The sequence below is a fragment of the Streptomyces sp. NPDC007971 genome, from assembly GCF_042958635.1.
In the GTDB taxonomy this organism is placed as follows: Bacteria; Actinomycetota; Actinomycetes; order Streptomycetales; family Streptomycetaceae; genus Streptomyces.
On record NZ_JBIBJK010000019.1, the window covers coordinates 83,341 to 97,836 of the forward strand.

The window sequence follows — 14,496 nt, forward strand, 5'->3', positions numbered from 1 at the left end:
CGGTGCCGCGCGCTGCCATAAGGCCATGACGGCCGGAACCTCACTTCAGCACGGGACCACGACCGCCGAGCACGAGCTCGCCGCGCTCCAGCGCGAGCACGGCGGTTCCCTCTTCGCACTGCTGCTCAGGCTGAGCGACGGGGACCGCCAGCGCGCCGAGGACCTCGTCCAGGAGACCCTGGTGCGCGCCTGGCAGCACCCCGAGGCGGTGCACGCGGACGGCTTCGACTCGGTACGGCCCTGGCTGCTGACCGTCGCCCGCAGGCTCGCGATCGACGCCCGGCGGGCCCGCCAGGCGCGTCCGCCCGAGGTCGGCGACGAGGTGCCCGAGAACGCGCGGGTGACCGCCGACCACGCCGAGCGGGCCGCGGCGATGCTCGATGTGCGGGAGGCTGTGAAGACACTCACTCCGGAACACCGTGACGTATTGATACTCGTGTATTTCCGCGGGGCCAGTGTGGCGGAGGCCGCGCAGACCCTCGGAATTCCACCGGGTACCGTGAAGTCCCGCGCGTACTACGCGCTGCGCGCCCTGCGCCGGGTCCTTCCGGGTTATGCGGCCGACCTGCGGTGAAACCGAGGTCCTGGTCAAACCTCGGTAAAGCGCCTTGCTACGACCCCCGTTCGGGCAATCAGCTGTCCTCATCCGCGTTCCGGACGGGGGCTGCCCCTATTGAGTCCAGGGGTTCGGGCGACACGCACGTACCGGAGGAAGGCAGGAAGGGATGCTGCACAGAGGGCACGAGAGCACGGACGGCACCGGCGGCGGGGAACTGGCCGTCCCCATGGCCTGGTTGTACGCCGAGTACATCGCCGACGAGCTGCTGCGCACCGGCGATCTGATGCCGCCGACGTCCTTCGAGTTCCGGGCCGGCCGGGACGCGCTGGCGCTGACCGTCTTCCTGTCCGACACCGACGGCGAGCTCTCCGGTATCCGGGTGATCTCGCAGCTGGAGAACTGGCTGTCGCTGACGGCGTACGACCAGCCGTGGCAGGACTGGGTGTGCGCGCGGATGGCCGAGCTGACCGCCGAGCAGGCCGCGTCCGGCACGCCGTCGCCGGACCTGGCCCTGGCGGCCGGGGCCTGGCGCTGGCTGGAGGAGACCGAGCTGCTCGCACCCGACCTGGACGCGGTGCCGCAGGGCGGCGCGGTGCTCGGCGAGGACGACGGGCCGAAGGTGTGGACGCCCGCCTGGCGGCTCGGGCTGCCGCTCGGACATCTGGCGATCCATCTTTTTTGAGTCGTCCGGAATTCAGACCAATCCGCGAGCCGGGCGGCTCCGAATCTCTTGGTCACGATTCGGTGTGTGTCTTGAGTGATTCGTTGGTGCGCTGCGTACGGATGGGAGCAAGGAGTAACCCCACCCACACCCATAGGCACGAGGATTCGGCATGAGGTCCCTGGAAAGGCATCGCGACGTCGGCGCGTACGCGCTCGGCGTGCTGGACGAGGCGGAGGCCTTCCGCTTCGAGGACCACCTCCTGGAGTGCCCTCAGTGCGCGGCACAGGTGACCGAGTTCGGACCTGCGGCACGGCAGTTGATGCTGTACCGCCGGGCCACGCCGCGCTTCGTGCACCCCATGGCCCAGCCCGGCCCCCGGCTGCTGGACCGGCTCCTCGGGGAGCTCACCCACCGGCACCGGGCCCGGCGCCGCCGCGTCCTGTACGGCCTGGCCGCCTCGGTGGTGCTGGCCGTTGCGGGGCCGGGGATCGTGGCCTACGCCGGGCACGACGAACCGGGCCCCCGGGTCACCGCGGCGACCGACCCGGCGACGGGGGTGTGGGCGCAGGTCACGACCGAGGACGGGGACTTCGGCAGCCGCATGCGGCTGGAGGTGAAGGACGCCACCGGGCCGCACTCCTGCCGGCTCGTGGTCATCGGCCACGACGGCTCCGAGCAGGTCGTCTCCGGCTGGAAGGCGGGCGACCACGACCCCCGCACGGTCACCACCATGGCGGGCTCCACGATGAGCCCGGAGCAGATCGACCGCTACGAGGTGCGCACCACGGACGGACAGCACCTGGTCACCCTGGACGCAGGCTAGCCGCGGGGCTCACTTCAGCAGCCGGGAGAGTCTGCGGTCGGCCAGGGGCTTGCCGCCCGTCTGGCAGGTGGGGCAGTACTGGAGCGAGGAGTCGCTGAACGAGACCTCGCGGATGGTGTCGCCGCAGACCGGGCAGGGCTCGCCGGTGCGGCCGTGGACCCGCAGACCGCTCTTCTTCTCGGCCTTCAGCCGGCCCGCGGCCAGTCCGCGCGAGCGTTCCACCGCCTCGGTGAGGGTGGTGCGCAGGGCTTCGTAGAGCCGGTGCGTCTCCTCGGGGGTCAGGGACGCGGCCAGTTTGAACGGGGACATCCTGGCCGCGTGCAGGATCTCGTCGCTGTAGGCGTTGCCCACCCCGGCGATCAGGCTCTGGTCGCGCAGGGCGCCCTTGACCTGGCGCCGCTCGTCCTTCAGCAGGGCGGCGAAGCGGTCCTCGTCGAAGCCCGCGGCGAGCGGGTCCGGGCCGAGGCGGGCCACCCCGGGCACGTCCTGCGGGTCGTGGACGATGTACACGGCGAGCTTCTTCTGGGTGCCGGCCTCGGTGAGGTCGAAGCCCGCGCCGGTCTCCAGCGCCACGCGCAGGGCGAGGGGGCCCTTTCCGGGGCGCGGCAGGCCGTCCGGCAGGCGGTCCTTCCACTGCAGCCAGCCCGCGCGGGCCAGATGGGTGACGAAGTGCAGGCCGCTGCCCGCCTCCAGGTCGAGGAACTTCCCGTGCCGGTGCACGGCGGTGACCTCGTTCCCCTCGAACGCGCCGGGGGGCGGGTCGTAGGTCTTCAGGACGCTGACGGCGACGGGCAGCACCCGTACGACCTCGTGGCCGACCAGGTTCTCGGCCAGGAAGTCCCGGAGGGCTTCCACCTCGGGCAGTTCCGGCATACGTCAAGAGTGCCATCCGGGGCACGTGCGGTCAGGCGCGCGCGGGCACCAGGAACTCGCACCACACCGCCTTGCCGCTGCCGCGGGCCTCCACGCCCCACACGTCGGCGAGCAGGTCGACCAGGAGCAGTCCGCGTCCGGAGACCCCGTCCTCCCCCGCGTCGCGCCGGCGCGGCAGGGCGCTGGAACAGTCCTCGACCTCGACGCGCAGCCGCCGGTCGCTGCCTTCCAGGCCCCGCAGGGTGACGATCGCCGAGCCCTCGGTGTGCATCAGGGCGTTGGTGATCAGTTCGTCGGCGACCAGTTCGATCTCGTCGGCCCGCTCCCGGGCGCCCCAGGTGCGGACCGCGGCGCGGATCATGTGGCGCGCGTGGGTGAGCGCGTCCGGGTCGCCAGGGGCCACATGCTGCTGGAGCCGGCCGCCGGCCTGCGGGGCCCGGGGGGCCCGGCGGCGCAGCAGGAGCAGCGCCACGTCGTCGTCCCCGCCGCGCTCCGCGGCCACCTCGATCAGCCGGGCGGCGAGGTCGCGCACCTCGTCCGGGCCCTTGGCGATCAGGGTCGTCAGGTCCCGCATCCCGTCGTCGAGGTCGGCACCGGGCTGCTCGACGAGCCCGTCGGTGCACAGCAGCAGGGTGTCGCCGGGGTCGAGCTCCAGCGTCGCCACGGGGTACTCCAGGCGGCCGAACTCGGCGGAGAGGCCGAGCGGGAGCCCGCCCTCGACCGGGACCCGGCGGCAGCTGCCGTCGGCGTCCTTGAGCAGCGGGTCGATGTGCCCGGCCCGGACGACCTGGACGACCCCCGTGGCCAGGTCGGCCTCCGCGTACAGGCAGGTGGCGAAGCGGTCGGTGTCGAGCTCGTGCAGGAACACGGAGGCGCGGGCCATCACGGTGGCCGGGGTGTGGCCCTCGGCGGCGTAGGCGCGCAGCACGATCCGCAGCTGGCCCATCACGGCCGCCGCGTGTGTGTCATGGCCCTGTACGTCGCCGATGACCGCGCCGACCCGGCCGCCGGGCAGCGGGATCAGGTCGTACCAGTCGCCGCCGATGTCCCGGCCGAGGGCACCCCCGACGGTGGCGGCCCGGTAGCGGACGGCGACGTCGGCGCCGCGGACGCTCGGGATGGTGCGGGGCAGCATCGCCTGCTGGAGGCCCTGGGCGAGGTCCTTCTCCTGCTCGTAGAGCATGGCTCGCTGCAGGCTCTGCGCGATGGTGCTGCCGAGCGCCACCAGGACGGCGCGCTCCTCGCCGGAGAAGCCCTGCCGGTCGTTGTAGAGCAGGCCCATCGCGCCGAACGGCTGGGCCTGGGCGATCAGGGGCAGATAGACGGCCGAGGTGATGCGCAGCCCGGTGATGTGCGGCCACAGGATCGGGTAGCCCTCGGCGAACTCCTCCGGGGACTCGATGAAGCGCGGGGCGAGCGTGCGGACGACCTCGCCCATCGGGTACGGCTCGTCTATCCGGGTGATCCGGGTGCCGGGGACGAAGCTGCCCGCGGGGCCCTCCGCGATGAGCCGGATCCGGCCGGCCTCCACCAGGCCCATGACGAGGCTCGCCGCGCCGAGGTGGCGGACGCCGTGGGTGTCCTTGAGGACGTCGATCACGTCCTGGACGGTGCGGGCGTGGGAGAGGGCGGCGGAGATGACCTGGACGACGTTGGTCTGCTGGCGGAAGGCCTGGTCCTGGGCGGCGCGCACACTGCGCGCCTCGCTGTCGGCGAGTTCCTCGGTGGCGTCGCGGACGATGCCCACCACCCGGCGCGGCCGGCCGGTCTCGTCGCGCCGTATGTAGCCCTGGGTGTGGGTCCAGCGCGGGGTGCCGTCGCGGCAGCGGATGCGGAAGTAGGCGCCGTAGTTCTCGCTGCCGTCCTTGATGGCCTGGGCCACCACGGCGTCCAGCCGTGCGGCCTCCGCGGGCGGCACGCGGACGGTCAGGGACTCCGGGCGGCCGTCGTACTCCTCGGGAAGGACGTCGAACACCTCGTGGGCCTGGGCGTCCATGTGGAAGAGGCCAGCGTCCAGGTCCCAGTCGAAGCTGCCCATGCGGTTGAGCGCCAGAATCGGGCCCGGGTGAGCGGGCCAGTCCTCGGTGAGTGACGGGGCGCTCGCTCCCCGATCAGCCATGGGGCCACCTTGCCAGGGTTTTGCCGATTCTTCGACCGGGACGGCGGCCGTCCGTTTCCCCCGCCGGGGTTACGCAGGTGCACCGGCGCGGTACCGGGGAGTGACGAGGCCCTCCGGCGCAGCACCGGCCCGGCGGACACAATGGAGGCAGGAGCGCACAGGCGTGGACTGGTTCACCGCACCCGACTACTGGCTGAGCCGGCTGGTCTTCCAGCGGGCTCTGGCCGGTCTGTATCTCGTCGCCTTCCTGGCGGCCGCCCTCCAGTTCCGGGCCCTGCTCGGCGAGCGCGGCATGCTGCCGATCCCCCGCTTCACGGCGCGGGCCCCCTTCCGGCGGGCCCCGAGCCTGTTCCACCTGCACTACTCGGACCGGTTCTTCGCGGCCTGTGCCTGGTCCGGGTGTGCGGTGTCGGCGGCGCTGCTGGCCGGGGCGGACTCCCTGCTGCCGCTGTGGGCGGGCATCGTGCTGTGGCTGGTGCCCTGGGGGCTGTATCTCTCGATCGTCAACGTGGGTCAGACGTGGTACGCGTTCGGCTGGGAGTCGCTGCTGCTGGAGGCCGGTTTCCTGGCCGCGTTCCTCGGCAACGACGAGGTCGCGCCGCCGGTCGTCGTGCTGTTCCTGCTGCGCTGGATCCTGTTCCGGGTCGAGTTCGGGGCCGGGCTGATCAAGCTCCGGGGGGACGCGTGCTGGCGGAAGCTGACCTGCCTGGACTACCACCACGAGACACAGCCGATGCCGGGCCCGCTGAGCTGGTTCTTCCACCATCTGCCCAGGCCCCTGCACCGGGTGGAGGTGGCCGCCAACCACCTGACCCAGCTGGTCGTGCCGGTGCTGCTGTTCACCCCGCAGCCCGTCGCCTCGGCCGCCGCCGCGCTGATGATCGTCACCCAGCTGTGGCTGGTGCTGTCCGGCAACTTCTCCTGGCTGAACTGGATCACCATCGTGCTGGCCCTGTCCGCGCTGCGGCTGCCCGCCACGGCACCGGCCGTGCCCTCGGCGCCGCTGTGGTACGAGGTGCTGGTGCTCTCCGTCGCCGCGCTGCTGGTCGCTCTGAGCTACCACCCGGTGCGCAACATGATCTCCCGCCGCCAGGTCATGAACCGCTCCTTCGACCCGCTGCACCTGGTGAACACCTACGGCGCCTTCGGCAGCGTCAGCCGGGTCCGCTACGAGGTGGTGGTCGAGGGCACGCGGGACGACGTACCGCGGGAGGACTCGGACTGGCGGGAGTACGTGTTCAAGGGCAAGCCGGGCGATCCCCGGCGCTGGCCCCGCCAGTTCGCGCCCTACCACCTGCGCCTGGACTGGCTGATGTGGTTCGCCGCGCTGTCCCCGGCCTATGCCGGTGACTGGTTCGGCGGGATGGTGGAACGGCTGCTGGAGGAGGACCGCGACACCCTGAAGCTGCTGCGCCGCTCGCCGTTCCCGCCGGGCGCCCCGCCGCGCTACATCCGTGCCCGTCTCTTCCGCTACCGCTACACCACCTGGCGGGAGCTGCGGGAGACCGGGGCGTGCTGGCAGCGGACGTACGTGCGGGAGTACCTGCCGCCCACGCGGCTGGCCCGGGTGGCTCAGAGGTCGTAGACGCGCCTCGCGGTGCCGTCGAACAGGGCGGTGCGCTCCGCCGCGCCGAGGCCCGACGTCAGCTCCCTCGCCGTGGCGTGCACCTGCGCGTAGCCGGCCGCCAGGGTGCACACCGGCCAGTCGGAGCCGAACATCAGGCGGTGCGGGCCGAAGGCGTCGAGGGCGGTGTCGGTGTACGGGCGCAGGTCGGCGCGGGTCCAGGAGGCGGGGTCGGCCTCGGTGACCAGGCCGGAGAGTTTGGCTACGGTGTTGGGGAGTGCGGCCAGGGCCCGCAGCCGGGCCGTCCAGGGTTCGCGTTCCCCGGAGGCGATGGGCGGCTTGCCCAGGTGGTCGAGCACGAAGGTGAGCTGCGGCAGAGCCGCGGCCGCCCTGGCGCAGGCCGGGAGCTGGTGGGGCAGGACCACGAGGTCGTGGACCAGGCCCGCCTCGGCGACGGCGGTGAGACCCCGGCGTACGTCGGCCCGCAGCAGCCAGTCGGGGTCGGGCTCGCTCTGGACCTGGTGGCGCACGCCCTTGAGGAAGCGGCCGCCGGGCAGTTCGCGCAGGCGGGCCAGCTCGTCGGCGATGCCGGGGGAGGTGAGGTCCGTCCAGCCGACGACGCCTGCGACCAGGTCGTGTGAGGCTGCCAGGGCCAGGAGTTCCGGGGTCTCCTCGGGCACGGTGACCGTCTGGACGAGGACGGTCCGGTCGACGCCGGCCGCCCGGGCCTCGGGTTCCAGGTCGGCGAGGCCGAAGCTGCGTCTGAGCGGCCGGAGTGCGGGGCCGGTGATCCAGTCCTGGTCGCGGACGGACAGGTCCCAGACGTGGTGGTGGGCGTCGACGGTCACGGCAGCTCCCAGATGACGGGCAGCCCGGCGTCCGCGCCGCCCTCGGAGTAGTCGTGCACGACGTCGAGCAGCTCGGCCATGCGGGCCTGCCAGGCGACGTTGACCGGCAGCCGTTCGAGGGCGGCGAGCAGACGGGCGTAGTCCTCGCACTCCAGCAGGTGGAAGAGGTCATGGCCGCTGCGCCAGATGGTCCAGGAGGTGGCTCCGCAGGCGCGGATGGCGTCGGTGAGTTCTCCGGGGACCTCGCGGTGCGCCGCCTCGTAGTCGGCGACGCGGTCGGCGCGGACCTTGGTGTGCAGGGCGACTTTCATGACGGCTCCTCGGGGGGCAGCAGACCGGTGTCCCGCAGTTCCTGCCAGAAGGCGTCCGGGACGGGGGTGGCGAACTGCTCGGCGCTGTCGTGGACTTCGGCGGCGGAGCGGGCGCCGGCCAGCACGCAGGCGACGGCGCGATGGGCGGAGCAGAAGGCCAGGGCGGCGGCGCGCAGGCCGATGCCGTGCCGGCCGGCGACGGTCCTCAGCCGCAGGGCGCGGTCCAGCAGCTGCCCGGGGGCACGGGTGTAGTCGTAGGTCGCGTCCGGCGCCGGGTCGGCCAGCAGGCCCGAGTTGAAGGCTCCGCCGATGACGACCGACACGCCCCGCGCGAGGGCCTCGGGCAGCAGCTCGGCTGCGGCGCTCTGGTCGAGCAGGGTGTAGCGGCCCGCGCACAGGACGACGTCGACGTCGGTTTCCCGGACGAACCGGGTGAGCATCCCGGCCTGGTTCATGCCCGCGCCGATCGCGCCGACGACGCCCTCGGAGCGGAGTTTCTCCAGTGCCGGGTAGCCCTCGCGGAAGGCCTGCTCGGCGTGGTCGTCGGGGTCGTGGAGGTAGACGACGTCGACGCGGTCGAGGCCGAGGCGGTCGAGGCTCGCCTCCAGGGACCGGCGGACGCCGTCGGCGCTGAAGTCCCAGACGCGGCGCAGGGCGGCGGGGACGGCGAAGCCGTTCGCGAGGTCGTCCGAGGTGCCGTCGGCGGGTTCCAGGCGGCGGCCGACCTTCGTGGAGAGCGTGTACGCGGCGCGGTCGTGGTCCCGCAGGGCCGCTCCCAGGCGGCGCTCGGACAGGCCGAGGCCGTAGTGGGGCGCGGTGTCGAAGTAGCGGATGCCCCGCTGCCAGGCGGCGGCCACCGCCTGGTGCGCCTGCTCGTCGCTCACCGGGGTGAAGAGGTTGCCGATCCCGGCGGCGCCGAAGCCCAGCGGGCCGACCTCCACGCCGCTGCGGCCCAGGCGGTTCACCGGGCCCCCGGGCGCAGCCTGAGGCCCTGCATGCCGCCGTCGACGGCGAGGGCGGTGCCGGTGGTGGCGCCGGACAGCGGACCGGCCAGGTAGGCGATGGCGCCCGCGACCTCGGCCGCGGAGACGAGGCGGCCGGTGGGCTGGCGGGCCTGAAGGGCGGCGCGCTCGGCGGCCGGGTCGGGGGCCGCGTCCAGCAGCCGGCCGACCCATGGCGTGTCGACCGTACCGGGGTTGACGCAGTTGACGCGGATGCCCTCGCGCACGTGGTCGGCGGCCATGGCCAGGGTCAGGGAGTACACTGCGCCCTTGGTGGCGCTGTACAGGGCGCGTTGCGGAAGGCCTGCGGTGGCGGCGATGGAGCAGGTGTTGACGACGGCCGCGTGCCGGGAGCGGCGCAGGTGCGGGAGGGCGGCGCGGGCGGTGCGGACCATGCCGAGGACGTTGATGTCGAAGACGTGCCGCCACTCCTCGTCGTCGTTGTCCTCGACGGTGCCCTGGGCGCCGATGCCGGCGTTGTTGACCAGGACGTCGAGGCCGCCGAGGTCCTCGGCGGCCCGTGCCACGGCCGTCCGCACGCAGGTGTCGTCGCCCACGTCGGCCCGGTAGGCGAGCAGCGGCTCGGCCACCCGGGACGGGTCCAGGTCGAGCACGGCCACCCGGGCGCCGCGTTCGGCGAGGAGGTCGGCGGTGGCCCGGCCGATGCCGGAGGCGCCGCCGGTGACCAGGGCCCTGAGGCCCTCGAAGTCGCTCATGCCGCCTGTCCCTTCCGGGTGTCGGGGTCGGCGGCCCAGAAGGTGCCGCCGGGGAAGGTGTACCGCGCGAGGGACTCCGGGCGCATGGCGGCCGAGAAGCCGGGCGCGGTGGGGGCCGTGTAGTGGCCGTCGCAGATGTCCACGGGGGTGAGGAAGTGCTCGTGGAGGTGGTCGACGTACTCGATGACCCGGTCCTCGGTGGTGCCGGAGACGGCCAGGTAGTCGAACATCGACAGGTGCTGGACGAGCTCGCACAGGCCGACGCCCCCGGCGTGCGGGCAGACGGGGACGCCGAACTTGGCGGCGAGCAGCAGGATGGCGAGGTTCTCGTTGACACCGGCGACGCGGGCCGCGTCGATCTGCACGATGTCGAGGGCCCCGGCCTGGAGCATCTGCTTGAACACGATCCGGTTGTGCACGTGTTCACCGCTGGCGACCTTGACCGGGCTCACCGCGCGGCGGATCGCGGCGTGCCCGAGGACGTCGTCGGGGCTGGTGGGCTCCTCGATCCAGTAGGGGTCGAACTCGGCCAGGGCTCTGGTCCAGGTGATCGCCTCGTCCACGTTCCAGCGCTGGTTGGCGTCGACGGCGAGGCGGACGTCCGGGCCGACGACCGCGCGGGCGACCCGGCAGCGCCGTACGTCGTCCGCCAGGTCGGCGCCCACCTTGAGCTTGATCTGCCGGAAGCCGTCGGCCACCGCCTGGGCGGCGAGCCGGCTGAGCTTGTCGTCGTCGTAGCCGAGCCAGCCCGGCGAGGTCGTGTAGGCGGGGAAGCCGCGCTCCAGCAGCCGGGCCCTGCGCTCCGCGGCCCCCTGCCTGCCGCGTCGTAGCAGGTCGAGGGCCTCCTCGGGGGAGAGCGCGTCGGTGATGTAGCGGAAGTCGATCTGGCCGACCAGCCACTCCGGTTCGGCGTCGGCGAGCAGGTGCCACAGCGGCTTTCCGGCCCGCCGGGCGGCGAGGTCCCACACGGCGTTGACGACGGCCCCGATCGCCATGTGCATCACGCCCTTCTCGGGGCCGAGCCAGCGCAGCTGGCTGTCGGCGATCAGGTCCCGGAAGAGCGAGCCGGGGTCGGCGCACAGCTCCTCGACGGGGCGGCCGAGGACATGGCCCCGCAGCGCGTCGATCGCGGCCACCTGGACGTCGTTGCCCCTCCCGATGGTGAAGGTGAACCCGTGCCCCTCGGTCCCGTCGGCGGCGTCCGTGCGCAGGACGACGTAGGCCGCCGAGTAGTCGGGGTCCGGGTTCATCGCGTCGGAGCCGTCCAGCTCCCGCGAGGTGGGGAAGCGGATGTCGTGGGTGTCGACCGCGGTGATGCGGGCGGGGGCCTGGGACACTGAAGTCCTTTCGGTCGGTGGGCGGTCGGGCACCGGGGTTCAGTCCTGGGCCCGGCCCGTCGTCACGCGGGCGATCATGAGGGCGACGAGGATGATTCCGCCGTAGATGGCCTGGATCCAGAACGACGGCACCTGCGCGAGGGTCAGCAGGTTCTGTACGACGCCCAGCAGGAGGACGCCGGTGAGGGCGCCGGCCATGGTGCCCCTGCCGCCGTCCAGGCTGATGCCGCCGATCACCGCCGCCGCGAACACGGTGAAGATCATGTTGTTGCCCTGGTTGGCGCTGATCGCGCCGACGTACCCGGTCTGCAGGAGTCCTCCGACGGAGGCGAGGACTCCTGCCACCACGAACACGCCGAGCATCACGCGCTCGACCCGGACACCGGCCGCGCGGGCCGCCTCCGCGTTGCCCCCGATGGCGTACAGGGCGCGGCCCACCCGGTGGTAGCGCAGGACCACACCGCTCACCGCGAAGGCGAGCGCCGCCAGCCACACGGACATCGGAACGCGCAGGAAGGTCGTGGTGGCCAGGGTGAAGAACGCGTCGGGCATCCCGAACAGCGTCTTGCCCTTGGTGGCGCCGACCAGCAGCCCGCGCAGGATGATCAGCATCGCCAGGGTCACGATGAAGGCGTTGAGCTTGAACTTCACCACGAGGACGCCGTTGAGGGCGCCGATGGCCGCGCCGACGGCGAGGATCGCGATCAGGGCGAGCGCGGTGGGCCACCGGGTGCCCCAGCCGGACTGGGCGGCGGGCAGGACGAGCAGGGCGCCGACGGCGGGGGCTATGCCGACCACCGATTCCAGCGACAGGTCGAACTTGCCGGTGATGAGCACGAGCGACTCCGCGAGCACCACCATGGCCAGGGCCGCGGAGGCACCCAGGATGGAGATGATGTTGCGCTCGGTGAGGAAGGAGTCGTTGACGAACGCGCCCAGCACCATCAGCAGCAACAAGGCGGGGACCAGGGCGAGTTCACGGGCGCGGCGGAGCAGGGCGGCCTTGGCCGAGCGGGCGCCCTGGACCTTGACGGGCGTGAGCGGCGGGGCCTTGGTGTCAGCCATGGTCCACTCCTTCGATGGAGGCGATCAGCTCGTGGTCGTGCCAGCCCGCCGGGTGCTCGGCGACGATCCGGCCGTGGAAGAGGACGAGGACGCGGTCGCAGCGCCGCAGGTCGTCGAGTTCGTCGGAGACGACGAGTACGGCGGTGCCGTCCTCGCGGGCGTTGTCCACGCGGGCCAGCAGGGACTCCTTGGACTTCACGTCGACGCCCGCGGTGGGGTTGATCAGGACGAGCAGCCGGGGGTCGCAGGCGAGGGCGCGGGCCATGACGACCTTCTGGGCGTTGCCGCCGGAGAGGTCGCCGACGGGCTGGTCGGGGCCCTCGGCATGGATGTCGAGGCGTTCGATCAGGTCGGCGGCAACGGCACGCTTGCGCCGGGTGCCGACGAAGCCGTACCGGCCCAGGCGGCCGAGGACGCCGAGGGTGGCGTTGTCGCCGATGCTCATCCCGGTGACCAGGCCCTGTTCGTGCCGGTCGCGGGGTACGCAGCCGACACCGGCCCCGAGGGCCGCCTGGACGTCCCCGAACGGGAGCGGCCTGCCGTCGACCCGGGCCGTGCCGCTCGTCGGGGTGTGCAGTCCGGCGAGGGACTCGGCCAGCTCGATCTTCCCGCTGCCGCTGGAGCCGGCGAGTCCGACGACCTCGCCGTGCCGGACGGTGAGGTCGATGTCCCGGTACGAGGGTGCCGCGAGCCCCTGCACCGCGAGGGCGACCGGTGCGTCGTCGGCCACCGTCTCCCGCGCGCCCCGGGCCCGCTCGGCGACACTCTCCCCGGCCATCGCCTCCACCAGAGCGGCCCGGGGCAGTTCGGCGACCGGGGCGGTGGTGATCCAGCGGGCGTCGCGCAGCACGGTGACCGTCTGGCAGACCTCGTACACCTCCTGAAGGTGGTGAGAGATGAACAGGAAGGTGACCCCGGAGTCCTGCAGGGCACGCATCCGGCCGAACAGCCGCTCGATCTCCCGGTTGTCGAGCTGGGCGGTCGGCTCGTCCAGGACGATGAACCGGGCTCCGAAGCTCAGCGCGCGGGCGATCTCGACCATCTGGCGGTCCTCGACCCTGAGGTCGGCGGTGCGGGCCTCGGGGTCGACGCGCACGTCCCAGGTGGCGAGCAGTTCGGCGGCCTCGGTGCGCAGCCGGCGCCAGCTGATGAACCCGCGACGCAGTGGCTGCCGGTTGATGAACAGGTTCTCGGCGACCGTCAGTTCCGGGACGACCGTGGGCTTCTGGTAGACGCAGGCGACCTTGCGGCGCCAGGCGTCCCGGTCGGCGAGTGCGGGCGCGGGTTCGCCGTCGAAGCGTACGGTGCCCTCGTCCGGGGCCTGGAGTCCGGTGAGGACGCCGACGAGGGTGGACTTGCCGGCGCCGTTGCGGCCGACCAGTGCGTGGGACTCGCCGGGCTGCACGGTGAGGCGGCCGTCGGCGAGGGCGATGGTGGGGCCGTACCGCTTGACGATGCCCTCGGCTTCAACAAGAGGTGCGCTCATTTGACCGTGTTGCCCCAGAGCTTGGGGTCGTCGACGTTCTCCTTGGTGACCAGCGGCGCGGGCAGCTGGTCCTCCAGGATGCCGCTGGGCAGCTTCACGATGGTCGAGCCGTGGTCGGTGGGTCCGGGCCGGAACGTCTTCCCGGCCATCGCCGCCTTGATGTAGTAGATGCCGTACTTCGCGTAGGCGTCGGCGGGCTGGGAGACGGTGGCGTCGATCTCGCCCTTGCGGATGGCGTCGAACTCCTGCGGGATGCCGTCGTTGGAGACGATCACGATGTGGCCCCTGCTCCCCGCCGTCTTCAGCATGTTCTTGGACTTCAGGGTCTGCAGGGTCGGCGCCAGGTACACGCCGCCGGCCTGCAGGTAGATGCCCTTGATGTCGGGGTCGGCGCCCAGCAGCGTGTCGAGTCGGGCGGCCGCGGTGTCGGACTCCCACTTGGCGGGGATCTCCAGCACCTTGAGCTTCGGGTACTTCTTCTTCACACAGGCCCGGAAGGCCTCGGAGCGGTCCCGGCCGTTGACCGAGGCGAGGTCGCCCATGATCTGCACGACCTTGCCGCTGGTGACGTGCTGCCCGAGGTAGTCGCAGGCCTTCTCGCCGTAGGCGACGTTGTCGGCGCGCACCACCATGGCGACCTTGCCCTTGTCGGGCGCGACGTCCACGGCGACGACGGGGACGCCCTTGCGTTCGGCCTGGTCGAGCCCGGCCTGGATGGCGGCGCTGTCCAGGGGCGCGACGACCAGCCCCTTCACGCCCTGGTTGAGTTCGTTGTTGATGTCGGTGATCTGCTGCGAGGGGTCGCTGTTGGAGTTGACCGTCTTCAGCGCGTCGACGCCCTCGGACTTCGCCATCCCGGGCACGTAGTCGTTGTACGACTGCCAGAACGGCGAGGTGAGCAGGGGCAGGACCACCCCGACCTTGCCGGTGCCGCCCGCGCCTGCCGCGCCGTCGGCACCGGTGTCCTTCGTGCTGCCGCACGCGGGGAGCAGCAGCGAGGCGCAGGCGGCCAGAGCCGCCGCGCACGTGATCCGTGACCTGCTGTGCTTCCTCGCTGTTCTGGCGGGCATCTCGCGGCTCCTCGTCGAGGGTGTTCGAGCAGATGCCTGGATACTTATCAGACCACTCGG

Annotated in this window: 14 protein-coding genes; 4 read left to right on the top strand and 10 right to left on the bottom strand. The window is 72.4% G+C overall.

Annotated features, from left to right (window positions below):
- Positions 1-25: 25 nt before the first annotated feature.
- The 3 genes from ACFZCP_RS33465 to ACFZCP_RS33475 all read left to right on the top strand — a co-directional run bounded on the left by ACFZCP_RS33465 (position 26) and on the right by ACFZCP_RS33475 (position 2,046).
- Complete coding sequence (locus ACFZCP_RS33465; protein ID WP_391434808.1) at positions 26-574, top strand: sigma-70 family RNA polymerase sigma factor; 549 nt, start codon at positions 26-28, stop codon at positions 572-574.
- Between the two features lie 151 nt (positions 575-725).
- A complete protein-coding gene (locus ACFZCP_RS33470) occupies positions 726-1,241 on the top strand; it encodes a hypothetical protein (protein ID WP_362697003.1) in 516 nt (171 codons plus the stop codon).
- A gap of 151 nt (positions 1,242-1,392) precedes the next feature.
- Positions 1,393-2,046: a zf-HC2 domain-containing protein gene (locus ACFZCP_RS33475; RefSeq protein WP_362697001.1), complete on the top strand. Its 654-nt coding sequence runs from the start codon at positions 1,393-1,395 to the stop codon at positions 2,044-2,046.
- A gap of 9 nt (positions 2,047-2,055) precedes the next feature.
- Here ACFZCP_RS33475 and ACFZCP_RS33480 read toward each other — a convergent pair whose 3' ends face one another.
- Together ACFZCP_RS33480 and ACFZCP_RS33485 are read right to left on the bottom strand one after the other, a co-directional pair.
- Positions 2,056-2,919, bottom strand: coding sequence for a DNA-formamidopyrimidine glycosylase family protein (locus ACFZCP_RS33480; protein WP_391434813.1), 864 nt, complete (start codon positions 2,917-2,919; stop codon positions 2,056-2,058).
- A gap of 31 nt (positions 2,920-2,950) precedes the next feature.
- Positions 2,951-5,038: a SpoIIE family protein phosphatase gene (locus ACFZCP_RS33485; protein WP_391434816.1), complete on the bottom strand. Its 2,088-nt coding sequence runs from the start codon at positions 5,036-5,038 to the stop codon at positions 2,951-2,953.
- Between the two features lie 163 nt (positions 5,039-5,201).
- On the opposite strand from ACFZCP_RS33485, the gene ACFZCP_RS33490 reads away from it, so the two are divergent.
- Complete coding sequence (locus tag ACFZCP_RS33490; RefSeq protein ID WP_391434819.1) at positions 5,202-6,623, top strand: lipase maturation factor family protein; 1,422 nt, start codon at positions 5,202-5,204, stop codon at positions 6,621-6,623.
- Here ACFZCP_RS33490 and ACFZCP_RS33495 read toward each other — a convergent pair.
- The 8 genes from ACFZCP_RS33495 to ACFZCP_RS33530 are packed head-to-tail and all read right to left on the bottom strand — an operon-like array spanning position 6,611 to position 14,436.
- Positions 6,611-7,450, bottom strand: coding sequence for an amidohydrolase family protein (locus ACFZCP_RS33495; RefSeq protein ID WP_391434822.1), 840 nt, complete (start codon positions 7,448-7,450; stop codon positions 6,611-6,613). The genes ACFZCP_RS33490 and ACFZCP_RS33495 overlap by 13 nt on opposite strands.
- Positions 7,447-7,761: an L-rhamnose mutarotase gene (locus ACFZCP_RS33500; protein WP_391434825.1), complete on the bottom strand. Its 315-nt coding sequence runs from the start codon at positions 7,759-7,761 to the stop codon at positions 7,447-7,449. The genes ACFZCP_RS33495 and ACFZCP_RS33500 overlap by 4 nt, the downstream gene beginning before the upstream one ends.
- On the bottom strand, positions 7,758-8,726 hold the full coding sequence (locus ACFZCP_RS33505; RefSeq protein ID WP_391434828.1) for an aldo/keto reductase: 969 nt from the start codon (positions 8,724-8,726) through the stop codon (positions 7,758-7,760). Before ACFZCP_RS33505 ends, ACFZCP_RS33500 begins: the two co-directional genes overlap by 4 nt.
- Entirely contained in the window at positions 8,723-9,478 is a 756-nt protein-coding gene (locus tag ACFZCP_RS33510; RefSeq protein ID WP_391434833.1) for an SDR family oxidoreductase, read from the bottom strand. The genes ACFZCP_RS33505 and ACFZCP_RS33510 overlap by 4 nt, the downstream gene beginning before the upstream one ends.
- Positions 9,475-10,815, bottom strand: coding sequence for an enolase C-terminal domain-like protein (locus ACFZCP_RS33515; protein ID WP_391434836.1), 1,341 nt, complete (start codon positions 10,813-10,815; stop codon positions 9,475-9,477). The genes ACFZCP_RS33510 and ACFZCP_RS33515 overlap by 4 nt, the downstream gene beginning before the upstream one ends.
- Positions 10,816-10,854: 39 nt before the next feature.
- The gene (locus ACFZCP_RS33520; protein WP_391434839.1) at positions 10,855-11,880 is read right to left on the bottom strand and encodes an ABC transporter permease; all 1,026 of its coding nucleotides are present in this window, start codon (positions 11,878-11,880) and stop codon (positions 10,855-10,857) included.
- Positions 11,873-13,366, bottom strand: coding sequence for an ATP-binding cassette domain-containing protein (locus tag ACFZCP_RS33525; RefSeq protein WP_391434842.1), 1,494 nt, complete (start codon positions 13,364-13,366; stop codon positions 11,873-11,875). The genes ACFZCP_RS33520 and ACFZCP_RS33525 overlap by 8 nt, the downstream gene beginning before the upstream one ends.
- Complete coding sequence (locus ACFZCP_RS33530) at positions 13,363-14,436, bottom strand: substrate-binding domain-containing protein (protein ID WP_391434844.1); 1,074 nt, start codon at positions 14,434-14,436, stop codon at positions 13,363-13,365. Before ACFZCP_RS33530 ends, ACFZCP_RS33525 begins: the two co-directional genes overlap by 4 nt.
- Between the last annotated feature and the right edge of the window lie 60 nt (positions 14,437-14,496).

Excerpts from the sequence above, each read along its gene's own strand:
- ACFZCP_RS33465 (WP_391434808.1), top strand. The coding sequence starts at position 26 with ATGACGGCCGGAACCTCACTTCAGCACGGGACCACGACCGCCGAGCAC.
- ACFZCP_RS33470 (WP_362697003.1), top strand. The coding sequence starts at position 726 with ATGCTGCACAGAGGGCACGAGAGCACGGACGGCACCGGCGGCGGGGAA.
- ACFZCP_RS33475 (WP_362697001.1), top strand. The coding sequence starts at position 1,393 with ATGAGGTCCCTGGAAAGGCATCGCGACGTCGGCGCGTACGCGCTCGGC.
- ACFZCP_RS33480 (WP_391434813.1), bottom strand. The coding sequence starts at position 2,919 with ATGCCGGAACTGCCCGAGGTGGAAGCCCTCCGGGACTTCCTGGCCGAG.
- ACFZCP_RS33485 (WP_391434816.1), bottom strand. The coding sequence starts at position 5,038 with ATGGCTGATCGGGGAGCGAGCGCCCCGTCACTCACCGAGGACTGGCCC.
- ACFZCP_RS33500 (WP_391434825.1), bottom strand. The coding sequence starts at position 7,761 with ATGAAAGTCGCCCTGCACACCAAGGTCCGCGCCGACCGCGTCGCCGAC.
- ACFZCP_RS33510 (WP_391434833.1), bottom strand. The coding sequence starts at position 9,478 with ATGAGCGACTTCGAGGGCCTCAGGGCCCTGGTCACCGGCGGCGCCTCC.
- ACFZCP_RS33520 (WP_391434839.1), bottom strand. The coding sequence starts at position 11,880 with ATGGCTGACACCAAGGCCCCGCCGCTCACGCCCGTCAAGGTCCAGGGC.
- ACFZCP_RS33525 (WP_391434842.1), bottom strand. The coding sequence starts at position 13,366 with ATGAGCGCACCTCTTGTTGAAGCCGAGGGCATCGTCAAGCGGTACGGC.
- ACFZCP_RS33530 (WP_391434844.1), bottom strand. The coding sequence starts at position 14,436 with ATGCCCGCCAGAACAGCGAGGAAGCACAGCAGGTCACGGATCACGTGC.